The organism is Neobacillus sp. BF23-41, from assembly GCF_041106275.1.
This window is the reverse complement of record NZ_JBGBPR010000003.1, coordinates 172,747-198,247: the sequence shown is the minus strand read 5'-3', so window position 1 is coordinate 198,247 and position 25,501 is coordinate 172,747. Positions and strand designations below refer to the sequence as shown.

General features: G+C 38.1%; 32 protein-coding genes. 31 read left to right on the top strand and 1 reads right to left on the bottom strand.

Annotated features, from left to right (window positions below; translation table 11 throughout):
* Window positions 1–120 precede the first annotated feature (120 nt).
* The 14 genes from AB7942_RS06790 to AB7942_RS06725 all read left to right on the top strand — a co-directional run bounded on the left by AB7942_RS06790 (window position 121) and on the right by AB7942_RS06725 (window position 10,463).
* Window positions 121–618, top strand: a complete 498-nt coding sequence (locus AB7942_RS06790) for a DUF6803 family protein (protein WP_369446280.1) — start codon at window positions 121–123, stop codon at window positions 616–618.
* A 175-nt stretch (window positions 619–793) separates the two neighbouring features.
* The gene (locus AB7942_RS06785) at window positions 794–1,243 is read left to right on the top strand and encodes a PCYCGC motif-containing (lipo)protein (RefSeq protein WP_369446279.1); all 450 of its coding nucleotides are present in this window, start codon (window positions 794–796) and stop codon (window positions 1,241–1,243) included.
* Window positions 1,244–1,283: 40 nt separating this feature from the next.
* Window positions 1,284–1,907: a c-type cytochrome gene (locus AB7942_RS06780; RefSeq protein ID WP_369446278.1), complete on the top strand. Its 624-nt coding sequence runs from the start codon at window positions 1,284–1,286 to the stop codon at window positions 1,905–1,907.
* A 246-nt stretch (window positions 1,908–2,153) separates the two neighbouring features.
* Window positions 2,154–3,206 carry a hypothetical protein gene (locus AB7942_RS06775; protein WP_369446277.1) on the top strand — a complete coding sequence of 351 codons (1,053 nt, stop codon included), beginning with the start codon at window positions 2,154–2,156 and terminating at the stop codon, window positions 3,204–3,206.
* A gap of 13 nt (window positions 3,207–3,219) precedes the next feature.
* A complete protein-coding gene (locus AB7942_RS06770) occupies window positions 3,220–3,672 on the top strand; it encodes a cytochrome c maturation protein CcmE (protein WP_369446276.1) in 453 nt (150 codons plus the stop codon).
* Window positions 3,673–3,697: 25 nt separating this feature from the next.
* Window positions 3,698–5,680 carry a heme lyase CcmF/NrfE family subunit gene (locus AB7942_RS06765; RefSeq protein WP_369446275.1) on the top strand — a complete coding sequence of 661 codons (1,983 nt, stop codon included), beginning with the start codon at window positions 3,698–3,700 and terminating at the stop codon, window positions 5,678–5,680.
* Window position 5,681: 1 nt separating this feature from the next.
* Window positions 5,682–6,188 (top strand): cytochrome c-type biogenesis protein CcmH, encoded by a 507-nt coding sequence (locus AB7942_RS06760; protein ID WP_369446274.1) that lies wholly within the window; start codon window positions 5,682–5,684, stop codon window positions 6,186–6,188.
* Window positions 6,189–6,200: 12 nt separating this feature from the next.
* Window positions 6,201–6,575 (top strand): hypothetical protein, encoded by a 375-nt coding sequence (locus AB7942_RS06755; protein WP_369446273.1) that lies wholly within the window; start codon window positions 6,201–6,203, stop codon window positions 6,573–6,575.
* Window positions 6,572–7,561 carry a hypothetical protein gene (locus AB7942_RS06750; RefSeq protein ID WP_369446272.1) on the top strand — a complete coding sequence of 330 codons (990 nt, stop codon included), beginning with the start codon at window positions 6,572–6,574 and terminating at the stop codon, window positions 7,559–7,561. The genes AB7942_RS06755 and AB7942_RS06750 overlap by 4 nt, the downstream gene beginning before the upstream one ends.
* A gap of 24 nt (window positions 7,562–7,585) precedes the next feature.
* Window positions 7,586–8,290, top strand: coding sequence for an ABC transporter ATP-binding protein (locus AB7942_RS06745; protein ID WP_369446271.1), 705 nt, complete (start codon window positions 7,586–7,588; stop codon window positions 8,288–8,290).
* Window positions 8,287–8,967, top strand: a complete 681-nt coding sequence (locus AB7942_RS06740; protein WP_369446270.1) for a heme exporter protein CcmB — start codon at window positions 8,287–8,289, stop codon at window positions 8,965–8,967. The genes AB7942_RS06745 and AB7942_RS06740 overlap by 4 nt, the downstream gene beginning before the upstream one ends.
* A gap of 3 nt (window positions 8,968–8,970) precedes the next feature.
* Window positions 8,971–9,732 carry a cytochrome c biogenesis protein gene (locus AB7942_RS06735; RefSeq protein ID WP_369446269.1) on the top strand — a complete coding sequence of 254 codons (762 nt, stop codon included), beginning with the start codon at window positions 8,971–8,973 and terminating at the stop codon, window positions 9,730–9,732.
* Window positions 9,733–9,744: 12 nt separating this feature from the next.
* Window positions 9,745–9,876 carry a CcmD family protein gene (locus tag AB7942_RS06730; RefSeq protein WP_369446268.1) on the top strand — a complete coding sequence of 44 codons (132 nt, stop codon included), beginning with the start codon at window positions 9,745–9,747 and terminating at the stop codon, window positions 9,874–9,876.
* Between the two features lie 77 nt (window positions 9,877–9,953).
* Complete coding sequence (locus AB7942_RS06725) at window positions 9,954–10,463, top strand: TlpA family protein disulfide reductase (protein ID WP_369446267.1); 510 nt, start codon at window positions 9,954–9,956, stop codon at window positions 10,461–10,463.
* A gap of 47 nt (window positions 10,464–10,510) precedes the next feature.
* Here the strand turns inward: AB7942_RS06725 and AB7942_RS06720 are convergent, their stop codons facing one another.
* On the bottom strand, window positions 10,511–11,179 hold the full coding sequence (locus tag AB7942_RS06720; RefSeq protein ID WP_369446266.1) for an SIMPL domain-containing protein: 669 nt from the start codon (window positions 11,177–11,179) through the stop codon (window positions 10,511–10,513).
* 216 nt (window positions 11,180–11,395) lie between these two features.
* Here AB7942_RS06720 and spoIIIAA point away from each other — a divergent pair, with 216 nt between their 5' ends.
* The 17 genes from spoIIIAA (at window position 11,396) to dxs (ending at window position 25,499) form a co-directional block, all read left to right on the top strand.
* A complete protein-coding gene (gene spoIIIAA, locus AB7942_RS06715; protein WP_369446265.1) occupies window positions 11,396–12,319 on the top strand; it encodes a stage III sporulation protein AA in 924 nt (307 codons plus the stop codon).
* Window positions 12,320–12,835 carry a stage III sporulation protein SpoIIIAB gene (gene spoIIIAB / locus AB7942_RS06710; RefSeq protein WP_088088928.1) on the top strand — a complete coding sequence of 172 codons (516 nt, stop codon included), beginning with the start codon at window positions 12,320–12,322 and terminating at the stop codon, window positions 12,833–12,835.
* A gap of 11 nt (window positions 12,836–12,846) precedes the next feature.
* A complete protein-coding gene (gene spoIIIAC, locus AB7942_RS06705; RefSeq protein ID WP_066060661.1) occupies window positions 12,847–13,050 on the top strand; it encodes a stage III sporulation protein AC in 204 nt (67 codons plus the stop codon).
* Window positions 13,007–13,456 (top strand): stage III sporulation protein AD, encoded by a 450-nt coding sequence (gene spoIIIAD / locus AB7942_RS06700; RefSeq protein WP_369446438.1) that lies wholly within the window; start codon window positions 13,007–13,009, stop codon window positions 13,454–13,456. The genes spoIIIAC and spoIIIAD overlap by 44 nt, the downstream gene beginning before the upstream one ends.
* 31 nt (window positions 13,457–13,487) lie before the next feature.
* A complete protein-coding gene (spoIIIAE, locus tag AB7942_RS06695) occupies window positions 13,488–14,684 on the top strand; it encodes a stage III sporulation protein AE (protein ID WP_369446264.1) in 1,197 nt (398 codons plus the stop codon).
* A gap of 11 nt (window positions 14,685–14,695) precedes the next feature.
* Window positions 14,696–15,325, top strand: a complete 630-nt coding sequence (gene spoIIIAF / locus AB7942_RS06690; protein ID WP_214713119.1) for a stage III sporulation protein AF — start codon at window positions 14,696–14,698, stop codon at window positions 15,323–15,325.
* Window positions 15,318–15,968: a stage III sporulation protein AG gene (gene spoIIIAG, locus AB7942_RS06685; RefSeq protein WP_369446263.1), complete on the top strand. Its 651-nt coding sequence runs from the start codon at window positions 15,318–15,320 to the stop codon at window positions 15,966–15,968. Before spoIIIAF ends, spoIIIAG begins: the two co-directional genes overlap by 8 nt.
* 15 nt (window positions 15,969–15,983) lie before the next feature.
* A complete protein-coding gene (locus AB7942_RS06680) occupies window positions 15,984–16,535 on the top strand; it encodes a SpoIIIAH-like family protein (RefSeq protein ID WP_335401622.1) in 552 nt (183 codons plus the stop codon).
* Between the two features lie 467 nt (window positions 16,536–17,002).
* Window positions 17,003–17,515: an acetyl-CoA carboxylase biotin carboxyl carrier protein gene (gene accB, locus AB7942_RS06675; RefSeq protein WP_215018758.1), complete on the top strand. Its 513-nt coding sequence runs from the start codon at window positions 17,003–17,005 to the stop codon at window positions 17,513–17,515.
* Between the two features lie 14 nt (window positions 17,516–17,529).
* The gene (gene accC, locus AB7942_RS06670) at window positions 17,530–18,885 is read left to right on the top strand and encodes an acetyl-CoA carboxylase biotin carboxylase subunit (RefSeq protein WP_369446262.1); all 1,356 of its coding nucleotides are present in this window, start codon (window positions 17,530–17,532) and stop codon (window positions 18,883–18,885) included.
* 18 nt (window positions 18,886–18,903) lie between these two features.
* On the top strand, window positions 18,904–19,314 hold the full coding sequence (locus tag AB7942_RS06665) for an Asp23/Gls24 family envelope stress response protein (RefSeq protein WP_369446261.1): 411 nt from the start codon (window positions 18,904–18,906) through the stop codon (window positions 19,312–19,314).
* Window positions 19,315–19,536: 222 nt separating this feature from the next.
* Window positions 19,537–19,935 carry a transcription antitermination factor NusB gene (gene nusB / locus AB7942_RS06660; protein ID WP_088088919.1) on the top strand — a complete coding sequence of 133 codons (399 nt, stop codon included), beginning with the start codon at window positions 19,537–19,539 and terminating at the stop codon, window positions 19,933–19,935.
* Between the two features lie 38 nt (window positions 19,936–19,973).
* On the top strand, window positions 19,974–20,831 hold the full coding sequence (gene folD, locus AB7942_RS06655) for a bifunctional methylenetetrahydrofolate dehydrogenase/methenyltetrahydrofolate cyclohydrolase FolD (protein WP_369446260.1): 858 nt from the start codon (window positions 19,974–19,976) through the stop codon (window positions 20,829–20,831).
* A 106-nt stretch (window positions 20,832–20,937) separates the two neighbouring features.
* Entirely contained in the window at window positions 20,938–22,296 is a 1,359-nt protein-coding gene (gene xseA, locus AB7942_RS06650; protein WP_369446259.1) for an exodeoxyribonuclease VII large subunit, read from the top strand.
* Entirely contained in the window at window positions 22,286–22,519 is a 234-nt protein-coding gene (locus AB7942_RS06645) for an exodeoxyribonuclease VII small subunit (RefSeq protein ID WP_088088916.1), read from the top strand. Before xseA ends, AB7942_RS06645 begins: the two co-directional genes overlap by 11 nt.
* A 3-nt stretch (window positions 22,520–22,522) precedes the next feature.
* Window positions 22,523–23,416 carry a polyprenyl synthetase family protein gene (locus tag AB7942_RS06640; protein ID WP_369446258.1) on the top strand — a complete coding sequence of 298 codons (894 nt, stop codon included), beginning with the start codon at window positions 22,523–22,525 and terminating at the stop codon, window positions 23,414–23,416.
* Between the two features lie 187 nt (window positions 23,417–23,603).
* Window positions 23,604–25,499: a 1-deoxy-D-xylulose-5-phosphate synthase gene (dxs, locus tag AB7942_RS06635; RefSeq protein ID WP_369446257.1), complete on the top strand. Its 1,896-nt coding sequence runs from the start codon at window positions 23,604–23,606 to the stop codon at window positions 25,497–25,499.
* Window positions 25,500–25,501: the final 2 nt, after the last annotated feature.

Here is a 25,501-nt window from a genome sequence, read left to right as displayed (position 1 = left end):
TTAGTCCGAAAATTGTCGGATTAAGGCTTTTTTTTAACAATTTCTCCATAGTTTCTCCTAAGTTTCTGCACACTTTTTAAATATAGTTGGTGTGTAGAAAAAATAAAGGAGAAGATAAACATGAATATGACACATTATATGGGATTACTAGCAGACAATCAGCCTTGGAATTTAATAATATTTATGGCCGTTCCAGTAATTTGTGCTGAGATCCTTGCGATTTCGGAAATTGCCATATTATTTACAAGAAAATTAGACGGTGCCTTAAAAAAATTGAATAAAGTAACCGGCATATTTGCAGGCTTTTATTTTACTGGCATATTCATATATTTAATGAAAACTGCTTATATCCCACTAACGGTAACCGGGGAGTGGAAAGGCTGGATTGATGTTGTAGCCGTTACATTCTATTTACTTGGAATTATCCCATTTCTTGGCATGGCCCTACTTGATATAGGTCTTATTTATAGAAATAAAGCAGAAGAAGAAAAGCTGAAAATTCATGCGATCTTTGTTAGTATTTTTCTAGTGGTTGCACACATTGCAATGATTTTTGGAATGATTGATCCTGCGCTAGGAACAGGTGGCCATGCAGGACATGATATGAGTAATATGTAATTTGAACCACTGGAAGTCTATGTAAGATATTTCAGTGGTCTTTGCTTTTTTTACGACTTTACTTTAACTTGCGTAAAAACTTCACTAAATAGTAAGAATTAGTTACTAATTGGCTAATTTCTTTTTGCTAAACTGAAGTAGTACAAAAAATAATAGGGAAGGGGTGCAACAGATCATGAAACGAATTACATCTCTCTTGTTCCTTGGGATTTTGTTTGCTATTGTGGCTGCTGGCTGCAGTTCCAAACTTAGTGATGAAAGCTGGAAACTTGATAAAAAACATGTGTCATTACCAGATTTTGTTCTGAATACATCTGAAAAAATTAATGAAACTTATGTTATGGCTGCAACTTATCCTGAAGTCGTAGCATCTGTTCCTTGCTATTGTGGATGTGTTGTCGAAGGACATAAGAGCAATCTAGATTGCTTTGTCAAACAAGTTGGTGAAGACAATGCAGTAACAGAATGGGATTCTCACGGAATTTCTTGCGACACCTGCATTGATATTGCTCGAGATGCGGTTGAAATGCATCTTAGTGGAAAAAATACGAATAAAATATATCAATTAATCACAGAAAAATATAAAGATATTGGGGAGCCGACCCCAACACCTGAACCTAAGTAAGGGGAAACCCATGAAGAAAATACTAATCGGAGTTTACATTTTGATTATTATTGGAATTATTGTCTGTTTAAGTACTAGCCATATTTTTGACAGCAAGAAATCAGAAGCAATTGCTGCTGGTGAAAAGATATATAACAAAAATTGTATATTTTGTCACGGCGAAACAGGAAAAGGAGAAGGCTCAAAAACGGGGACGGCTTTAAATAGCCAGAATTTTTTAAGCTCCGTATCCGATAAAGACCTGTATAATTATGTGAAATATGGAAGAGAAGACACAGTCATGCCTGCTTACGGTCCTCGAATGTCAGATAAGGATTTAAAAAATCTTGTTGCTTTTATAAGAGACTGGCAGACAGAAGAAATCGAGTTTGATGTGCCAAAAACGATTTCAGGTAATCCTGAAAATGGAAAAGCGCAATATAATTTATATTGTCTAAATTGTCATGGTGAAGCAGGGACAGGTAAGGATAAAATGGGAACCGCTCTCGCTAATCGACAATACCTGAAATATACAACTAATAAGCAAATATGGATTGATGCAGCCTACGGTCGTGAAGAAACTAGGATGGGTCCTTCATTAAAGGGGCTTGAAGGCGCACGCCAGCTCAAGGAAAAGGATATTACCGATATTGTTACCTATATCCGATCTTTGGAGAAAAAATAAACTGAATACAGCATAAAAGACCTGAATCCATTACAAAAGGATACAGGTTTTTTTTTGCCCATTATTAATTTGTGAACATTTTGTGGTGGTTTTTTGTCGAAACCGCAACGATTTATATCCTTTAACAAAATGTTCAAGAGTGAAACAACAAATAAGGGTTGATAAAGATTATATTTATTTCAAAGAGGACTATAGTGAAAAATAGTACTTTCTAGTGATAAGTTTTTTAAGTCAAGGAGGATTAAGATGCTTAAAAATAAGTTGTTGGCATTATTCGTAATCGCATCATTTTTAACGAATTTCATCATCCCAAAGGCTAGTGCTGAAATAGCCTTTCAGGCAGAAAAATTTCCTTTTAAGGAAATGCAGATTCAGGTAATGCCAGAGTTTGATTATCCCGAAGGTTGGTCACGAGATATTCCATCTTTACTAGTGGGCCAGTACGGAACAATTACCAATAAAAGTGGTCAAGATTATGATGGGAAGATTGAGATTCCCGTTCCAGCAATGGACAAAGGCTTTGAAGCCTTCTTGGTAGCAGAACTCCCAGAAAAAAATAAGCCTGAAGTACAGCGTCCCTATGATGTCGATAAAGAAAATGGGATCATTACTTGGAAACCAGCTAAAGCAATTAAGAATAACGAAACCTACGAATTTGTCATTGAGTACTATACAAAGTCAATTAACGTGAAGGACAACAAGATCTTTACATATGAACTTAAAAATAAAGCTGATATCGAGCTTTTAGATGTTATCTTTTATGCTCCAATGGATGCAAAGGAAATAAAAATTGAGCCAAAGGCAGCAAACAATTCGAAAAATGAATATGGAGAAGAGCTTTATTACTACCAATACAAAAATGTAAAGGCAGATGCTGGCTTGAAATACTCTTTCTCATATAAGAAAGATGGTACTGAATCAACAATGGAGGCGATTAACAAAAAGCGGCCACCAAATGATGAAAACCACAGTGGTGTAACTGCATCAGACCAAGTTGTGAAAAACGGAGGAACCACTAATTCATCAAAACGTCCAATTATCGGGCTGGGTGGTGCATCGATCATCGGTATTGCAATCATCATTGCCGGACTCTTTGTTTTAATTGGCTTAAAAGGAAATAAACAATCAGCATCTAAGGTAGCCAGTCATAATAAAAAACAACCGAAGAAGCCTTCTCCAACGGTTAAAAAAGACTACAAAACAGAGAATTCTGAAGAAAAGAAAGAACTGCGCAAAAAACTTTTAACTGGAAAGATAGACCAAGAAATGTACGAAGAAGAAATGAAGAAATTAATCTAATGAGGTGAGAAGAATGAAAAAAAATACGATTATTATGCTTGGTGGGTTTATTATTGCAGGAGCTATTGTATTCCTTCTAATGGCAGCAACTCCTGGTTCAAGTGGTGTTGAGTTAACGATGAAAGAGCTCTTGGCTACTCAAGATCAACATAAAGATGATTTTGTAACTGTAGAAGGATTACTTATTGAAGATTCAATTAAATGGAATCCAGACAAAATTGAGTTGAAGTTTGATGTTAAAGATAACGACGGAAATGTTATGCATGTTATTCATAATGGTACCAAACCAGATAATTTTGCAGAAGGTGTCATTACTATTCTCCAAGGGGCTCCGACCAAAAAGAATACATTTGTGGCAGAGACAGTTAAAACTAGATGTCCTTCTAAGTATGAAGGAAAAGATAGCAAAAATTATAATCCAGAGACACATAAAGATAAATTAAATAAAACACCGAATGAAAAATAACAGGCTAACTTAAGAAGGTGACGAAATGTATTTATTTGCCAACGCAACGATTTATATAGGCTTAGCCATCGCAATTTATTCACTCCTCATTATCACGTTGGGGATTAGCACGAAAAATCAAAAGTTTATTAACAGTGGTAAAGGTGGATTGATTGCATTATTAGTATGTTCATCACTTGCAATGCTTTCATTGTTCTACCTATTAGCAACCTCTCAATTTCAATATGAATATGTTCATGATTACACAAGCAGTGAACTGCCGATTATCTATAAACTTACCGCACTATGGGCGGGGAATGCAGGCTCGTTGTTATTGTGGACATTCTTCTTAACTCTTTATACTTGTATGATTGCTTTCTCACGGAAGTTAAAAGGAAACCCGATGATCCCATACATTTCGGCCATCTTACTTGCAAATGCGGTTTTCTTCTTCTTTATTTTAGGTTTTGTAGCTAAACCTTTCCTTTTATTAAATGAGATTCCAATAGAAGGAAAAGGATTAAATCCTATGCTTCAAAATCCAGGAATGATCATTCATCCTGTCACACTTTACCTTGGCTATGTAGGTCTTGCCATTCCATTTGCCTTTGCGATGGCGGCCTTGATTTTGAAAAATGTCGATGATTTCTGGATTAAAATGACTAGACGTTGGACAATTATTGCCTGGTTATTTTTAAGCCTTGGAAATATCTTTGGTGGTCAATGGGCATATGTTGAACTTGGCTGGGGCGGTTACTGGGCATGGGATCCAGTTGAAAATGCTTCCTTTATGCCATGGTTAACAGCAACCGCCTTCTTACATTCCGTTATGATTCAAGAACGGAAAAACATGTTAAAAATTTGGAATATCAGCTTAATCATTGTCTCCTATGCACTTACCCTATTTGGTACATTCTTAGTGCGAAGCGGCGTACTGACCTCTGTTCATGCCTTTGCAAATTCAAACCTGGGATTATACTTCTTAATCTTCATGGGTGTGGCAGTCATCGGGGCACTATATGTGTTAATGAGCCGTTACAACCTGCTGAAACGCAGTGCAGGGGAATTTAATTCCTTTGTTTCCAAAGAGAGCAGCTTCTTAGTAAATAATTTATTACTTGTCGGAGCAGCCTTTGCCGTATTTTGGGGAACGATTTTCCCATTAGTATCAGAAGCAGTACGTGGTACAAAAGTAACGGTTGGTCTACCATTTTTTAATAAAGTGGAAGCACCAATTCTATTATCAATGATGTTTGTCATGGCAGTTTGTCCAATGCTTGCTTGGCAAAAATCTACCGTGAAAAATCTTAAGAAAAACTTCATGATTCCAGCTATCCTCGCTGTTCTTGGCATGATTTTGATGGTAGTGTTAGGAATTCAAAAAGCATGGGCAGTCATTGGTTATGGAGTAATCATTCTATTATTAATTACCCACTTCTTAGAGTTTTATAGAGGTGTAAAAGCTAGAAGAAAGATGACTAAAGAAACACCACTTGTGGCGCTGTACCGCTTGATGATTCGAAATCGCCGCAGGTATGGTGGATACATCGTTCACCTTGGTATTGCCTTCATCACGATGGGGATTATTGGTTCACAGAATTATGATTTACAAACAATGAAAACAGTCGATTTAGGGCGGTCAATTGAATTAAAGGATTATCGTATCAACTACGACCGGCTTGATCAGAAGAAAGAAGGCATTAATGATATCGTCTATGCCGATGTAGCCGTTTTTAGAAATGGTAAAAAGCTAGGCACGTATCAGCCAGAAAAGGTATTTTACGGAAACTGGGAACAGCCTTCTTCCGAAGTGGCGATTATATCTTCGCTTAAGGAAGACTTATACATCGTGTTAAGTGCCTGGGAAGATGATGGAAAAGCCACATTTATTGTAAAAATTAATCCAATGATGAACTGGTTATGGATTGGTTCATTCATGATTGTTATTGGCGCTCTGTTCGCCGTTTGGAACGGAAAATATGGAAATGTCACTCCGAGATACACAGGAGTTCGCAGAGAGGTGTCTTAATATGAAAAACAAAATTTATATTGGCCTTCTCATAATAGCGTTCATCTTTCAAGGATCATTCCTTCGCGTTGAAGCAGCAAAACAGGTTGACTATAAATCAGCTGAATTCAAAGCCGTTGCTCAGCAATTCGCTTGCACATGTGGCTGTGGTCAGGATCATTATGAATGTGATCCGAATACGTGCAATCTTACCACAGAATTTAAAGCAGACCTGGTTGACATGATGAACAAGGGGTGGGATAAGGATAAAATTCGTGCCTATTATGTCAATATCTATGGTGAAGAAATATTGACTTCACCTGAAAAAAGCGGTTTTAGTTTAACAGCTTGGGTTCTCCCGTTTGTAGTATTGGCCGCAGCGGGAATATCATTGTATTTCGTTATTCGTAAATGGGTTAAGAAAAAAGGCACAGATGAACCTGTTGCTGAGTACCAGAACACCGAGGATGAAGTAGAAGGAGAAATACTATCTTCCATGATTGATGAAGAACGCAAAAAGTATCTTTAGGATGTGAACAAAATGCAAGATATCACAGTCATCTCGATGATTTTTACCACCATATTTGCGCTAGCTTGTCTGTTTCTAATATTATCACCGTTATTTAAGTGGGATGCTTATTTACATATTAGTTCAACGGGTCAGGATATCGGCGCCTCGAAAGAAGCACTATTAACAACACTTAATGAAATAGAATTTGAGTACAAGATGGATAAAATCTCACACGCTGATTATAAAGTTTTAAAAAAGCAATACGAAACAGAAGTTGCCGGCATTATGAAGGAAGAAGAACAGTTGAAGGATACAAACATCGATAAAGATTTAATGGATGAAGTTGAAAAAGAAATTGAAGCTCAAATGAAAACTTATAAGAATAAAAAGGGGGAAGGAAAGTGATCAAAAAAATCACGGTTTTCTTCCTCGGACTGATGCTATTCATTCCATTTCATGGATTAGCAGCTTCTGATTCAAAGCTTTCGATTGATATGCATTATATCGTTGTCAGCCCGGCAGAAGATGGCTCAACGAATATGATGAATATGGTTAATTATACTAATACCTCAGCTGAAGAATATAAAGGTGACGGTAAAAGTGAAGCGGTTTTAAATGTAACCCTTCCCGAAGGTACAGAGGATCTCAACTTTTTAGACAATAAAATTGCCTTTAAAGAGGTTGACAAAGGATTCATTACAACCACGCCAATTCCAGGAAATCAAACGATGGTGTTGCCTTACAGTTATCGAATAGCAAAGGGAAAAGAAATTAATTTAAAAGCTGACTACAACGTACAAATGATGCAAATTCTCGTTCCAGAAGGAAGAGGGAGTATTGAAGTTAAGGGTGCGGTTGCAACTAGTCAAGGCAGTTTCAAATTCGATGACGAAAATTATTTTGGATACAGTATCGAAGGGATTAAAGCTAACCATTCGTTTACACTTGTTTATAAGCCAGATGTACAGCCTGCAGCGAATGAGACAAAAAAGTCGAAAACAACTAATAAAAGTAATAGTTCGGTTACACACACGGCGCCAGCTTTCCATAATCCAGGTCATCTAAGAATATGGGCACAGTCCCCTCTACACCGCTTTGATCCACACGTCTTTTTAATTATTATAGGAGCTATTGTCATTGCTGGAATCTCCTATTATATCTATTTCAGAAGGAACGCAAAGCTGGAAGAGGAAAGACTTGGAGCAGATAAAGAAGAGAAGGCATTTAAACTTTTAATGGCAAAGCAAAAAGCCATAATGGATAAGATCATTGAATTGGAAGAATCCTTCGGAGATGGAAAGCTTTCAGAGGATGAATATCATGCAAAGCTAGAAGCTTATAAACAGCATCTTGTCCAAGTAAAATTAAACTTACGTAATTTTGTAGAGTAGTAGCTTGGATGGGAGAGACTGCAAATGATAGAAATAAAAAGCCTAACAAAGCAAGCGGATAATAAGCGAATTCTAAGTGGTGTAGACCTCTCAATCAAAAAAGGAGAAACAGTTGCCATCCTTGGACCAAATGGTGCCGGAAAAAGTACGCTTCTAAAAGTACTCGCAACCTTAATCAAACCTACATCGGGGTCTATATTGGTTAATAAGATGGATTTGAAAAAAAATCATATCGAAATAAAAAAAATAATGGGTTATTTACCCCATTCCAGTTTGCTTTATGATCATTACACCCCATTGGAAAATATTGTGTTCTTTGGGGATATCTATGATGTTAAAAATGTTGAACAACGAGCGATTGCACTGGTCAAAGAAGTAGGTTTGTCATTCTTTTTAAATGAACCGGTAAAGAATTTCTCCCGTGGAATGATTCAACGGATTGCGATTGCACGAGCGATTGTTCATGAACCGGAAATTCTCCTTTTGGACGAACCGCACACAGGATTAGACCAAGGAGCGATTACCATACTTAATAACGTTATTCTTTCCATGAAAGCAAAAGGCACCACTACCTTAATGGTTACGCATGATTTCAAACAAGCAGCTGAAATCTGTGACAGAATTATCATTATAAAAAATGGCAAGATTGTCGATGATTTTAGGATTGAAAATCAAAACTTAGGTTTTGTTTCTGAAAAATATGAGCAATTAGTGGAGGGAGTATCATGAACCTTTTTCGAACAGCCCTCTTACTAGCAAAAAAGGATTTATATTCCGAATTAAAAACAAAACAAATTATGGTGACCCAAATTATTTTCGCTGGTCTGGTGATTGTTGTTTTCAGCTTCGCCTTTGACCCTGCCAATAATACAACAAAAACAGTTATACCAGGAGTCATTTGGGTCATTATCGTCTTTGCTGGAATTTTAGGTCTTAACAGATCATTTATATCCGAGCAGAGAAATGATACGATGCAAGGATTATTGGCTGCACCAATGGAGGCAGCGAGCATTTATTTAGGAAAGTTTTTAGCCAATTTTGCGATGATGTTGATCGTAGAACTGGTTTCCATCCCGTTTTTATTTTTGTTATTTGATTTCAAATTTTTTGGGAGCACTCCTTATTTTATCTTAGTTATATTCTTAGGCAGTTTTGGATTTATCGCCATTGGAACATTCTTGGCGGCATTGGCAGCCAATTCCAAAAGCAGTGAGATGCTGCTTCCACTATTGCTGTTTCCAATTACAACGCCAATCCTAATCGGTGTTGTTCAAGCCACTCGAATCATCTTAACAAATATGGATAAATTTTCAAGTGCAGTCGCTTGGATTCAGTTGGTCACTGCGTACGATGTTATCTTCTTTGTTGTTTGTTTCTTATTAATTGATTATGTGCTGGAGGTTTAAGTGATGAGTATGAATCTCGAACGAGAGAAAGCGGTACTTACTGGATCTCAATTAACTGTTAAGAAGAGCCCAGATCTATCAAAGATTTTGTTTGGTGCTACAATTATTTCCATGTTGGTCGCCCTTTATTTTATCTTTATCTTTTCTGCTGAAGAAGTAACGATGGGAGCAGCCCAAAAAATCTTTTACTTTCATGTTAGCTCAGCATGGCTGGCGTTCATGGCATTTTTTGTGACATTTGTCTTCAGTATTTTATTCTTAGTCAAGCGGAAAAGAATATTTGACACCTATGCTTATATTTCTGCAGAAATTGGTGTGGTCTTTACGATCATTGTCTTAACAACTGGACCAATTTGGGCAAAATCATCATGGAATACTTGGTGGGTTTGGGAGCCGCGGTTAATTACAACGTTAATTCTTTTCTTTATCTATATAGCCTACATTATGATTCGTCAAATGGATGGAGTATGGGATAAAAAAGCCAGACTTGCTGCTGTATTTGGAATTATCGGGTTTGCTGATGTTCCAATTGTATTTTTCGCGATTCGTTGGTGGCAAACAAAGTTTCACCCAATCGTGTTTGGTGAGGGACCTTCCCAAAAAGGTGGAGGTATTGAGAGTTCTATGCTAGTGGCGTTGTTTGTTTCACTTGCAGCATTTACCATTCTATATTCATACCTTCTTCATAAAGGTGTTTCTTTTGAAAATATGAAAATTAAAGTAGAGCGCTATAAAGAAAAATTAAGAGAAGAATTGGAAAAATAGGAGGAATTTATCATGGGTTTTGAATTTATGTATGGTGCCTATTCTGTTGCATGGGTTGTTATTTTTGGATATATGTTAATACTCGGTAAAAGACACTCAAAGCTTAAGAATGAAATTGAATTCTTAAAACAACTAGAAAAATAACTAGTAGTAATAATTAGGCCTGTGAAGCATAAACAGGCCTTTTGCATAGAACCTTATTGGTGTTAGGAGGAAATACGATGAACAAGCGGGTCATCAAATTACTCGTATTGATTCTTATTGTTGGTATGTTTGGTTTCTTTGGTTATAGTTTAGTTACAAAAGGTGAACATACAGATGTTGGTGATCAGGCATATAATTTTTCTTTGCCAAATTTGGATGGAAGTACAACCAAGCTCTCCGATTTTAAGGGGGAAGTGGTTATTCTGAACTATTTTGCCAGTTGGTGTGCTCCATGTAAAGAGGAGTTACCAGAGCTAGAATCCTTCCAAAAAGAATATGGTGATCAATATCATTTTCTTATGATTAATCGCGGCGAGACAATGGATAAGATTAATAAAGTAACGGAGAAAAATAAAGCCGGAATGAACTATTTATTTGATTATAATGCAAGGGTTTCTAAAATGTATAATGTGACAGGGCAGCCTGAAACCTTTGTGATTGATAAACAAGGAATTATTAGAGAACATTTTAACGGTCCAGTTACAGAAATGCAATTATATAATTGGGCGAAGAAATATGACAATTAAATTCACAAAAAAGGATTGAACCTGATCATAAGGTTCAATCCTTTTTTCTAAAGTGGTTTAAAGTGAAATTCTGCGATCACATCAGCCTTGACTGTTATTTGTCCTGGTTCAATTTGTGTGGAGGCAGCTCCTTTCACGAAAGCTCCAGGCTGGTTAAAAACAGGCTGGACCGTTCTGCCTCCTTCGATAATTAACCTCGGTGTGGGGATTAACGATACATTTAATGTCCCTGCAATGGTTTTAGCCTTTTCAATTGCATTATTTACTGCCATACCTAAGACCTGTTTATAAAAAGACTCTTTGTTTTTCACTGTAAATTGGACGTTAGAGACATAGTTCACACCGTTTTGAACAGCGGTATCCACGACCTTGCCAACGATTGATAAGTCCTCTATTTTTACCTGCAGGATATGGGTTATTTTATAACCACGAAATATTTGTTTCCCTTGGTCATAATCGTAATCTGACTCAATTCGATAATCGAAGGTTTGTATATTATTTTTGGTAATTCCCAGTGAAATAAGAGAGTCGATTACCTTTGTTACTTCAAGAGAATTCTGCTTCTGGGCGGTTATTACCTGCTTGCTTTCCGTTATTATTCCTAGGTTTACCGAAGCGGAGTCAGGTTGGATTGCCATTTCTCCTTCACCAGACACTTTTATTAAATAGTCCTTGTGAGGTAATCCATTTCGATTTAACGGATGGTAATTGTACACTTCCCTCTCCCCCTATATGTTTATTCTTTCTTTAAAATACGACTGACCGCCAAAAATGTTCCGATATTAAAATTTATCCCTTTCTACTTATCTTATTTTTGTTCTAGCATTCATCTCAGAAAATAGAAAAGAAATGACAGTTTTGAAAGTCATAATGTGACCAAGCAGGCATACATTTTAAATAATGAGAAAGGCAAATATGAGGAGGTTGCACACGTGGAAACAATCCTAAACTTTTTACCAAAAAATATAGCCGACCTAATCAGCAAAATCCCTCCTAACCAAAAAGAAGAACTGGAAGAAATCCGCATACGAATTAACCGACCGATTGAAATGACAATGAAAGGCGCACCCAGGTTTTTACCGTATAATGTCCAGCCTGATGATGCGTTTCACCTAATGAATAAAATAAGTCATTTCTCCATCTATACCCTCGAAGAGGAACTTAAGCAAGGATTTATAACTGTTTCCGGGGGCCATCGGATTGGGCTGGCTGGTAAGGTGATTCTTGAGGGTGGAAAGGTCAAGGCGATCAGGGACATTTCCTCTTTTAATATTCGGATAGCTAGGGAAAAGGTAGGGATAGCTGAACCTATTATCCCATATATCTATCAAGGAAATTGGATGCATACGATGGTGATTGGTCCGCCCCAAACTGGAAAAACAACATTACTGCGTGATATTGCAAGAATTGCATCCTCAGGTTACTTAGCAAGGGGCATACAGGCAAATAAGGTAGGGATTGTAGATGAACGAAGTGAAATTGCTGGATGTGTTAATGGGATACCGCAATTGACCTTTGGTGACCGTTTGGATGTGCTAGATGCCTGTCCGAAAGCTGAAGGAATGATGATGATGATTCGCTCGATGAGTCCAGATATTCTGGTTGTTGATGAAATAGGCCGGAAAGAAGATGCTGAAGCCATCCAAGAGGCTGTTCATGCGGGAATAAAGTTAATGATGACCACTCATGGGACGAGCATTGAAGAAGTTAGAAATAGACCATCTTTACGGACGATTCTTGATCAAAAAATTTTTCAACGTTTTGTTGTCCTTAGCAGGGCATCAGGACCGGGAACTATTACTCATATTTTAGATGGAAATGGTAAAGAAATGAATCAAAAAGTGAGAGTGACATAAATGATTAAGCTTATAGGTGCTGTTTTCATAATTGTCGCAACAACATGGATCGGATTTGAGATTTCCAGACGTTTTAGTGAGCGACCAAGGCAGCTCAGGGCATTAAGGACTGCACTACAATCACTTGAAGCAGAAATAATGTACGGTCATACGCCATTACATGAAGCAGCCAGAAGGTTAGCAGAACAGCTTTCAAAGCCGCTTTCAATCTTTTTTGAGTCCTTTTCCAAGAAATTAACGGACACCGAAACAACGGTAAGAGACGCTTGGGAAACGAGTTTAAGAGAAATATGGAATTCTACAGCATTAAAGCAGGGAGAATTTGAAATTATGAAGCAATTTGGGGAGACCCTGGGTCGACATGATCGTATGTCCCAGCAAAAACATATCATGCTGACACTAACACATCTTGAAAGAGAAGAGGCGGATGCAATTCAAGCCCAAGCAACATACGAAAAAATGATCAAGAGTCTCGGATTCTTATCAGGATTATTACTGATTATTTTATTATTTTAGGGGGAAATGCAATGGGGTTAGAAGTGGATATTATTTTTAAAATTGCAGGTGTGGGAATAGTTGTTGCCTTTTTGCATACCGTTCTTGACCAGGTGGGGAAAAAAGAATACGCACAGTGGGTAACGTTGTTTGGGTTTATCTATATATTATTTCAGGTAGCATCCATTGTGGATGATCTCTTCCAAAAAATTAAATCTGTATTTTTATATCAATAGAAGGGGGGGCCCTAAGATTGAAATCATAAAAATAGTTGGCATAGCTCTTGTAGCAACCTTTCTAGCTTTAATTGTGAAAGAACAAAAGCCAAATTTTGCATTCCTCTTAGTTGTCTTTGTAGGCTGTGTCATTTTCCTTTTTTTGGTGGGTAAAATTTATGAAATCATTCATATGCTTGAGAAACTGGCAGTGAATGCAAAAGTGAATATGGTTTATATCGAAACGATTTTAAAAATCATTGGAATTGCTTATATTGCAGAATTTGCCGCCCAGATTACAAAGGATGCTGGTCAGGGAGCACTCTCTTCTAAAATTGAATTAGCTGGAAAAATTATTATCCTTGCTATGGCGATTCCAATTCTAACTGTTTTGATTGAAACGATAATCAAACTTATTCCTAGTTGATGACAAACCTGAAAAAGAGGTGTAGATAGAATTGAAGCAGCGATTGCAGTTTATTCCTATTATAGTTCTTGTATTCTTTTTTTTATCCTTTACAGGTGTACAAGCTGCCGACGAGACTAAAGACCCAATCCCTCTTTCACCGCAGGAGTTAGTTGATGCCCAGCTTAAATCCCTTGATATTACAGAACTCAAACAATTTTGGGAGGACATTACCTATAAATACGGGGGATTCCTTCCCGAAAGCCAGAAGGGGAGCTTGTATGACTTTGTTAGCGGCGAGAAGAAATTCTCTTTTAAACAATGGGGGCTGGGAATAGTAAAGTTTGCCTTTCAAGAGTTTGTTTCTAACGGGAAATTACTGGGGTCATTGATCATGCTAACCATCTTTAGTATGTTCCTTCAATCGATGCAGAATGCCTTCGAGAAAAGCGCGATTAGCAAGGTTGCATATTCAATCGTTTATATGGTCTTAGTCATAATTGCCCTGAATAGTTTCCATGTCGCCATCAGTTATACAAATGAAGCAATCGGATCGATGATCTCCTTTGTGCTAGCACTTGTTCCACTGTTACTCGCATTAATTGCAGCCTCTGGCGGTCTTATATCAGCAGCTTTCTTTCATCCGGTGATCTTGTTTTTAATGAATATAAGCGGTTTATTCATGCAGTATATTATCCTGCCTCTCCTGTTTCTAGCCACCTTATTGAGTATTGTAAGCACGATGTCAGAACAGTATAAAGTGTCACAATTAGCTGCCCTGCTAAGAAACTGGAGCATTGGGTTAATGGGACTCTTCTTGACGGTGTTTCTAGGTGTTATATCAGTACAGGGAGCATCAGCAGCTGTAACAGATGGTGTTACGATTAGGACAGCGAAATTTGTAACCGGGAACTTTATACCTGTAATCGGCCGGATGTTTACAGATGCTACAGATACGGTGGTTAGTGCATCTGTCCTATTAAAAAATACAGTAGGCATTGCTGGTGTTGGTATCCTGCTTATCATTGTAGCCTTCCCAGCTATTAAAATCTTAATGATTGCCTTTATCTATAAATTCGCTGCCGCTATCTTGCAGCCATTAGGCGGCGGGCCAATCATTACCTGCTTGGATATTATTAGCAAGAGTGTCATTTATGTCTTTGCAGCTTTAGGAATCGTTTCACTGATGTTCTTTTTATGTATAACAGTTATAGTTGCGGCAGGAAACCTGACGATGATGATGAGATAGGGGGGATTCATATGGAATTTTTAATAGAGTGGGTAACGAATATTATTCTCTTTATCTTGTTAGCCACGGTAATTGATATGCTCCTCCCCAATTCAAGTATGCAAAAGTACACAAAAATGGTTACAGGACTCCTTTTAATTGCCATTATTCTTACCCCAATATTTAAATTGATTTCCAAGGATTTTGAATCAGCAATGGGTTCGATCCCTTCATATCAAGCTCCTGGAGAAAAAAATATGAAAAATTCAATAGATTTAAAGAAAAAAGAAATACAAGCCCAACAACATGCATATATTTTAGAAGAAATGGCTGTCCAACTGAAAAAGGACGTGAAAGAGGAGTTGATGGAACAATACGGATTGGAGATAGCAAAAATTGATCTAGCTACAAATGAAGAAAGCGACCAAGCATTCCCAGACAACCTCCAAAAGGTTATGGTTCTTCTGAAGCAACCAGAAAATGAAGTGAAGACAGTCGAAGCGATCAAACAAGTCGAAATTAACACAGAAACACCTCTTCCATCTAAAAGCTCAACAGAAGAAGCTGAAAAAATTGCCGCTTTTCTTTCGCAAAAATGGAATGTGACCGAAAAAACAGTTGAAGTTTCGATTGAAGGGGGGATTAATAACCAAAATGAATAACAACCAAGGACCATTTTCATGGCTTAAAAAGGTGCTCAAAATAGAAGGTAAATCTGACAAGAAACCAGGGAAATACCAGTATATGCTTGTTGTTCTATGTATCGGTGCAGCGTTTATGCTTGTTGGCAATATTGTATTTAAAACAAATTCGAACTCAGCTGATACACCTGTTGCGACGAGTGAAAAAGTAGATTCCGAAGATGTACCGGCATTTGGTCTAAATAAGGGCTCAAGCAATAAGGCATTGGATAAATATGAAGAAAAATATGAAAATCAGCTTAAGAAGGCCCTTCAGGAAATGCTAGGGGTTAAAGATGTTACAGTTATTGTCAATATTGATTCCACTGATAAGAAAGTGCTTGAAAAAAATAGGGTTTCCAAATCACAAACGACTGAAGAAACAGATCGAGAAGGTGGGGAACGGAAAGTTGAGGAAGCCTCAATTGATGAACAACTAGTGATTATCCGTGAGGGTGAAAAAGAGGTTCCGATTGTAGTAGAAACGAAAAAACCTGAAATTCGCGGTGTCCTAGTGGTTGCGAAAGGCGCAGAGAATATACAAGTGAAAAAGTGGATTGTAGACGCAGTTACGCGCGCTTTAGATGTACCAAGTCACCGAGTTGCAGTCATGCCTAAAAAATAAAAGGGGTGTTTTCCTATGCTATTGAAAAAACAAACAGTTTGGTTATTAACGATGTTAAGTTTAGTAGTTGTATTATCTGTTTATTACATTACCTCTCCGGAACAGAAGAGTAATGATCTAGCTGCTGTTTCGCAAAAAGCGAAAGATCAAAATCAGGGTAAAACAAAAACGGAAGCTAAGGATGATAAAACAATTGTATCAACTGTTGCAGGTGATGAAGCGTTTGAAGAATTACGTATGAAGCTCGATGACCTAAGGAGCGAACAGCGAGAGGATTTAACGACGGAGCTTGCCTCCACAGATATTCCTGCGGTTGAGCGAAGTAAAGTAAAAGATCAAATGGACCAATTGAATCAAACGGCCAAAAAAGAAGAAATTCTTGAAACGTTAATTAAAACAATGGGCTATGAAGATGCATTAGTAAGAGCAGATGGTGAAAAAGTGAGAGTCACAGTTAAATCTAAGAAGAAACCTTCAGCAACTGAGGCCAATAAAATCATCTTACAGGTGAAAAAAGAAATTGGCGAAACCAATTATGTAGCAGTAGAATTCCAACCAACAAAATAAATGTAACCAAAAAGGAAAGTCAACGACTTTCCTTCAGATTGTCGAGAAAGGGACATTTTCTCGGCAATTTTTTATTTTGTCTGAATCTAAAATCCCGATTTTTATTAATTGATTGCCCCTGATAAATGGCCTGTTAATTTCCGCTCCGGGCACTCGCTTTCCGCGGGGAGGCTCCCCGGCACGCCCGCGGAAAGCGAAGCACCTGGAGCGCAAATCAACAAACTAGTTAAAAACCCTATATAGACTTTCCTTTTTGGTTTGATAACCAAGAAATAGGTTAAAATAATATGTTGAATGACAGCCAACTGTAAAAGTTCCCTTTTGTTAATAAAAATATTATGATAAGAGAGGAAGTATGTGAGAGGGGGATTTCATTGGAGATAATTTCCATCATTGAACTTTCACTAGGTATTATCGTATAGTTATAGTAGTTAGTCATAATTTTGTAGTACGAGGGGTGTAACTCAATGTTAAAAGTACAAGAAATTCGCGAATTGATTAAATTAGTGGACCAATCAAGTATTGATGAATTTGTATATGAAAACGAAGGTTCAAAAATTAAAATGAAAAAAAATGGTGCAGTTACATATGTTTCACAAGTAAGTCCGGCTCCACAAGAAACTCAATTTGTATCACCAGCACAACCAGTCTTATCTACAGCAACACCTTCCGTTCCTGTTCAGGAAGTAAACCAGGAAGTTCAAAAAGAAGAGACTGTAAAGCAAGCTGATACATCCAATCTTCATAAAATTGTTTCTCCAATGGTAGGGACTTTTTATGCTTCACCGACTCCAGACACTGACGCATATGTTAAACTGGGTTCAAATGTAACAACAGATTCGATTGTATGTATTGTGGAAGCTATGAAATTATTTAATGAAATTGAAGCTGAAATTAACGGCGAAATTGTTGAAATACTTGCTAAAAATGGACAATTAGTAGAATACGGACAGCCTTTATTTTTAGTAAAGCCTGAATAAGGAGCGATAACAGGATGATTAAAAAACTGTTAATTGCAAACAGAGGAGAAATTGCAGTTAGAATTATTCGAGCGTGCAGGGAAATGGGAATTGAATCTGTTGCCGTTTACTCGGAAGCGGATCGTGAAGCATTACATGTACAGCTCGCAGATGAAGCCTATTGCATTGGCCCTACTTCATCAAAAGACAGTTATTTAAATGTAACAAATCTAATTAGTGTGGCTAAGCTTACAGCTTGTGATGCCATTCACCCAGGGTATGGCTTTTTAGCCGAAAACGCAGATTTCGCAGAGCTTTGCCGCGAATGCAATATAACATTTGTGGGTCCAAGCCCAGAGGCCATTACAAGAATGGGTACTAAGGATATCGCAAGGGAGACTATGCGTGAAGCCGGGGTCCCAATTGTCCCTGGTTCAACTGGGATTATAAATGATATCGATGAGGCACTTGAACTTGTTAAAAAAATCCAATACCCAGTTATCATAAAAGCAACTGCTGGTGGAGGCGGCAAAGGGATTCGCGTTGCCAAGAACGAGCAGGAATTAACTAAAGGCATTAATATTACACAGCAGGAAGCCATGACAGCCTTTGGAAATCCTGGTGTTTACATTGAAAAATATATTGAGGATTTCCGTCATGTTGAAATTCAGGTTCTTGCTGACTCCTTTGGTAACACAATTCATTTAGGAGAAAGAGATTGCACAATCCAGCGAAGGCTGCAAAAGCTTCTTGAAGAATCACCATCACCAGCATTAGATGGGGAAATCCGAGAAGAAATGGGAAATGCAGCCGTAAAAGCTGCAAAAGCAGTTGATTATTCAGGTGCGGGAACGGTAGAATTTATATATGACTACCGCAATCGAAAGTTTTATTTTATGGAAATGAACACCAGAATTCAGGTGGAGCATCCTGTTACAGAAATGGTCACTGGAATCGATTTAATTAAAGAACAAATCCGGGTGGCTTCTGGAGAAAAGTTAAAGTTAAAACAACAGGATGTCACTTTTACAGGATGGGCAATCGAATGTCGGATTAATGCCGAAAACCCAGAAAAGAATTTTCTTCCATCTGCAGGGAAAATCAACATGTACCTTCCACCTGGCGGGTTTGGCATACGTATTGATTCAGCAGCTTATCCAGGGTATACGATTCCGCCTTATTACGATTCTATGATTGCGAAGGTTATCGCATATGGGAACAGCAGGGAAGAGGCCATTTCAAGAATGAAACGTGCATTGAGTGAATTCGTTGTTGAAGGTATCCATACAACGATTCCGTTCCATTTAAAACTGCTAGATCATGAAAAGTTCGTCGAAGGCGGATTTAATACCAAATTCTTGGAATTGCATGATGTGATGAAGTCTGTTTAATATCTGGAGGTGTTATTAATGAGTGAGTTTAGTGTCTTGGAAATGGAACAAGGCAATAACGGACATGGGAAAATTGAAATTGCTCCTGAAGTGATTGAGGTTATTGCAGGCATTGCTGCTTCTGAGGTGGAAGGTGTAGCCTCGATGCGTGGTAATTTTGCTACAGGTGTGGTTGAGCGTTTAGGGAAGAAGAACCATGGTAAGGGCGTAAAAGTCGAATTAACAGAGTCAGGAATAAAAGTAGATGTCTATTGTATGATGAAGTTTGGAGTATCCATTCCTTCCGTTGCAGGAAAAGTGCAGGATAATATTCGTCAAGCATTGTTGGATATGACTGCCTTAGATGCTGAAGAAGTAAATATTCATGTGGTTGGGATACAATTTGAAAACCATAAGAATGAACCAGAGAGCATTGACACAGAGATCTAAAACTTGGAAACCAAAGGAGAAAATTCCTTTGGTTTTTCTTTATTTGCAATTAAGTCCTAAATAAAAGTGCTTACATATTGGAAAAATAACAACCTTAGAGTGCGAATCATTTTTAGTTATGCTATTATCGTTTATGTGCAACCTATTCGAATACTTATTTACTATTTATGTATGAAAAATAGACAAAAATTAATTAATATCTCTAAAGGAGTTAATTGTATAATGAAAAGAAGAACAGCAAGGGAAAAGGCATTACAGGCACTTTTTCAAATCGATATAAGCAACACTGAGCCATCAGCAGCGATTGAGCATGTATTGGAAGGAGAGGCGGGTGACGAGTACCTTTCTAAACTTGTTCTAGGGGTAGTCGAACAAAAAACCTTAATTGACAATTTAATCAGTGAAAATCTTGAAAAATGGTCCATAGAACGATTGGCAACGGTCGATCGAAATTTATTAAGAATAGCTACATACGAAATGAAGTTTTTCCGAAATGAAGTTCCGGAAAATGTTATTTTAGATGAAGCCATCGAAATAGCAAAAATATATGGAGATGACCAATCAAGTAAGTTTATTAATGGTGTTCTATCAAAGGTGAAACAAAAACTTCTTAACGATTAATGGATTGAACGCACTTAAGAACAAAAGGAGAAGTGAAAATGACGGCTACTATTATTGATGGAAAAGAAATTGCGGCAAAAAAAAGAATCGAAATCGCAGAAGAGGTTAGCAGAATAAAAAAACTTGGGGTAACTCCTGGATTAGCAGTTATTCTTGTTGGAAATAACCATGCTTCTCGGACATATGTCACAAATAAAGAAAAAGCCTGCCAAGAACTTGGGATGAACTCTGTTTTAATTGAAATGCCAGAGGCAGTTTCCGAAGAGGAATTACTTTCAAAAATTGAAGAATTAAATCAGGACGATCATATTCATGGCATTTTGGTTCAGCTGCCAATCCCCAAACATATTGACGAAAAAAAAGTAATTGAATCGATCTCTCCTAATAAGGATGTAGATGGGTTTCATCCGATTAATATCGGCAGGATGATGACAGGGCAGAATGCCTTCTTACCATGTACGCCGTACGGAATTATGGTGTTACTTGAAGAAACAGGTATCTCAATAGCAGGGAAGCATGTTGTCGTGGTTGGGAGAAGTAATATTGTCGGAAAGCCGGTCGGTCAATTATTTTTAAATCAACATGCAACGGTAACCTATTGTCATTCTAAAACTAAGGACCTAAAGTTCCATACAAACCAAGCGGATATCCTTATTGCTGCTGCTGGAATTCCGAATTTTATTACAGCGGAGCATGTAAAAGACGGTGCTGTCGTCATTGATGTTGGAATTAACCGTAATGAAGCCGGAAAGCTTTGCGGTGATGTAGCTTTTGCTGAGGTAAGCGAAAAAGCTGGATATATCACGCCTGTTCCAAAGGGAGTAGGACCGATGACCATTACCATGCTTATGTATAATACCTTAAAATCAGCTGCAGAAAGCCTAGACCGCAATTAAGTAGGAAATTGTCCTTATCTTCTATAAATATATATAAGATAAGGACAGTTTTTCGCTAATCGAAGAGTTTTCATTTGACTATTGGTCGAATAAAAAGGAGTTACCTATGCAGGAACAAAGATATTTATCTGTGAATGCTTTAACCAAATACATAAAAAGAAAATTTGATGCGGATCCACATTTACGGGATGTTCATGTTAGAGGTGAAATTTCAAATTTCAAACAGCATTCGAGCGGTCATATGTATTTTACCTTAAAGGATGAAAAAGCCCGCATTCTTGCGGTTATGTTTTCGAGTCAGTCAAGGACAATGAAATTCACACCAGAAAATGGCATGAAAGTAATTGTTAGAGGTGAAATATCTGTTTATGAACCAAGTGGTCAATATCAAATATATATAAAAGAAATGCGGCCAGATGGTATAGGAGAATTGTTTTTAGCCTATGAACAGCTTAAACAAAGACTAGAATTAGAAGGATTATTTGCGATAGAAAATAAAAAGGCGATTCCTTTGTATCCCAAAACCGTTGGGGTGATTACCTCACCCACTGGAGCGGCGTTAAGGGATGTTATTACGACCATTAAAAGACGGTATCCCATCGCTAATATTCTTGTTTTTCCTGCCCTTGTACAGGGGGATCAAGCGGCTCCCTCTATTGCTAAGGCTATTGCTAAAGCAAATAGCATGAATGAAATTGATGTGCTAATCGTTGGACGCGGCGGGGGATCAATAGAGGAATTGTGGGCTTTTAATGAGGAGCTCGTTGCCCGAGCGATATTTTCTTCAGACATCCCGATCATATCAGCCGTCGGACATGAAACCGACTTTACCATTGCTGATTTTGTAGCGGATTTACGCGCTCCGACCCCAACTGGTGCTGCAGAACTTGCCGTCCCACATATAGATGAGTTATTGGACAGGGTTTTACAGCGGCAAACTCGCCTTCTTCGGACGATGAAGGGGAAATTCCAGTTTGAAAAAGAACGATTAGCTCGTGTTCAGAAATCCTATGCCTTTCGCTATCCCCATCGATTATATGAACAAAAGCTGGAGCAGGTTGATAAACTAACGGAAATGCTGGTCCGCGGGACATCCAGGTTGTCCTTAATAAAAAAAGGGCAGCACGAAATTCTTTATAAACGCTTGCAGAGGAATCATCCGAGCGATGCATTACGAGAAGCACAAAAACGTTTAGACCTAACCAATAAAGAGATGAAACGTGCCATGCAGCAAGTACTTTCAAAAAAGCAAACAGAATTTGAAAGGATTCTTTCGACCTTAGGTGCGTTGAGCCCCTTGAAAATCATGGAACGTGGATATAGTTTAGCTTATTCAGAAGAAAACAGACTGATTAAAAGCATTAATCAAGTTAAAATGAATGAGCGAGTTCAGATTCAATTAACGGATGGCAGTCTTTTCTGTAGAGTTGAGAATAGGAAGGAGAGCGAAAAACGTGACGAATGAAAAGAAAATTTCCTTTGAAGAGGCAATGACTAAATTGGAACGAATTGTGGATAAGCTTGAAGAAGGAGATGTACCTTTAGAAGAAGCGATCATCTTCTATAAAGAAGGTATGGAGCTGTCCAAACTTTGCCATGATAAATTAAAAAGTGTTGAAGAACAATTAACACAAATTATTACGGAGGACGGTCGGACGGAGAGTTTTACGATTGATGAGGAGGAATAAGACTTGGGAACCGGGTTACTAGATGTATTTGCACGAGAATATAAACTTCAGCTTGATTCGGAGCTTCGGACTCTGGTTAATAAGCTTGACGCCCCTCCTATTATTAAGGAATCAATGATCTATTCACTTGAAGCAGGAGGTAAACGAATTCGCCCCCTTTTATTATTCGCTACTCTAGAAGCATTTGGGGTAGACCCCAAAAATGGGCTTCTTGCTGCTTCGGCCATTGAGATGGTTCATACATATTCCCTAATCCACGACGATTTGCCAAGCATGGATAATGATGACCTTAGAAGAGGAAAACCCACAAATCATAAAGTTTTTGGTGATGCTATTGCGATTTTAGCAGGAGATGCTTTATTAACATATAGCTTTGAGGTAATCGGGAATATTCCATCTGAATTCGCTTCAGCAGATACAAAACTAAAATTAGTGATTGAGTTGGCAAAGGCATCTGGAACGGAAGGAATGGTTGGCGGTCAAGTTGCAGATATGGAAGGAGAAGGGAAATCCTTAACTCTCGAAGAACTTGAGTATATACACATTCATAAGACGGGTAAGCTGCTCGGATTTAGCGTACTGGGAGGAGCAATAATGGCGGGTGCAAATCAGGAACAATTAAAAAATCTTTCCTCTTTCGCCCATCATCTAGGTCTCGCTTTTCAAATCCAAGATGATATTCTTGATTTGGTGGGGAATCAGCAATTGATTGGGAAACCTGTTGGCAGTGATACCTCCAATAATAAAAGTACGTATCCGCAGTTGTTATCGTTAGAAGGGGCAATTGCAGCCTTGAATAAACAAATAAACCTGTCGAAGGAATATCTGGGTATGACAGGCTTGAATACGACCCTTTTGATGGAAATAACGGAATTAGTTGCTTCAAGAGACCATTAGAAAACGGGATTTGAGGCATTGAAATAAGTGTGTTATAATTGTTTTCATTGTAGAAAACGTTGTCAATGCCGTTATCACTCGCGTGTTAGCGGCTATTTTTTAATCAATACTTAATTATTTAAATGTGTAATATAACACAATGGCAAAAAGAAGAATGTATAAAAGTATGAAAGTGAGTGGTCCAAACATGGATCTGTTATCAATAAAAGACCCAGCCTTTTTAAAAGGCATGTCGAATATCGAATTAGAGGCTTTCAGTCAAGAAATTCGCACATTTTTGATTGAAAAGCTGTCTGTAACTGGAGGCCATATTGGACCGAATTTAGGTGTAGTGGAATTAACCATAGCCTTACATAAATGTTTTAACAGTCCTACAGATAAGATTATATGGGATGTGGGACATCAATCTTATGTTCATAAAATATTAACGGGCAGAGCAAGTGAGTTTGATACTTTACGGCAATATAAAGGCTTATGCGGCTTCCCTAAACGGATTGAAAGCGAGCATGATGTTTGGGAAACAGGTCACAGTTCCACATCTCTTTCTGCAGCTATGGGAATGGCAATTGCTAGAGATTTAAAAAAGGAAAAATCATTTGTTATTCCAGTTATAGGCGACGGGGCTTTAACAGGTGGAATGGCGTTAGAAGCCTTAAATCATATTGGTCATGAGAAAAAAGATATGATTGTCATTTTAAATGATAATGAAATGTCAATCGCTCCTAATGTTGGTGCTCTTCATAATATTCTTGGTCAATTGCGGACGGCTGGAAAGTATCAATGGGTGAAAGATGAGCTTGAGGTACTGTTGAAAAAAGTACCTGCAGTGGGCGGGAAATTAGCGGCAACCGCTGAAAGAGTGAAAGACAGCCTTAAATATTTATTTGTTTCCGGTATGTTTTTTGAAGAACTGGGATTTACCTATCTCGGCCCAATTGATGGTCATAATTTTGAAGCATTATTTGAGAACTTCAGCTATGCTAAAAAGACAGAAGGTCCGATTCTTCTTCATGTCATCACCAAAAAGGGAAAAGGCTATCAGCCGGCAGAAAGTGATAAAACAGGTACATGGCATGGAACAGGACCATATAAAATGGACACAGGTGCATTCGTAAAGCCGGTAAAGACACCGCCCCCTGCATGGAGCAGCCTTGTCAGTGAATCGGTTCGAAAGCTTGCCAGGACGGATGAAAGGATTGTGGCGATTACACCAGCTATGCCTGTTGGTTCTAAACTCGAAGGTTTTGCGAGTGAGTTCCCTGAGCGAATGTATGATGTAGGGATTGCAGAGCAGCATGCAGCGACAGTCGCTGCGGGATTAGCTACACAAAATATGAAGCCTTTTCTGGCGATTTACTCCACCTTTTTACAGCGGGCTTATGATCAGGTGGTTCATGATATTTGCCGTCAAAACTTAAATGTCTTTATTGGAATCGACCGTGCTGGATTGGTGGGTGCGGATGGTGAAACCCATCAAGGAGTTTTTGATATTGCTTTTTTAAGGCATATCCCTAATATGGTGTTAATGATGCCAAAGGATGAAAATGAAGGTCAGCATATGGTTTACACCGCACTGAATTATGATGACGGTCCCATTGCCATGAGATTCCCGCGTGGGAATGGACTTGGTGTCCCATTGGATAAGGATTTTCAAGCCATTCCAATTGGGACGTGGGAGGTTCTTAAAGAGGGCGATGATGCGGCTATCCTAACCTTTGGAACCACGATTCCAATGGCCTTAGAAGCAGCTGAGGTGCTTGAAAAGAAGGGGATCTCCGTCAAAGTTGTCAATGCCCGGTTTATCAAGCCTTTGGATGAAAAAATGCTAACTCATCTACTTGTGAAAAATATGCCGATTCTTACCATTGAGGAAGCAGTTTTACAAGGGGGGTTTGGGAGTGCAGTTCTGGAGTACGCACAAACCCAAGGATTTTATCACGCGCACATCGACAGAATCGGAATCCCGGACCAATTTATTGAACATGGAGATGTTGACTCACTTCTTAAAGAAATTGGTTTAACGACGGAAGAAGTAATCAAACGGGTTTCTATACTAGCTGGAAAAAAACAACAAAGGGCTTAAAA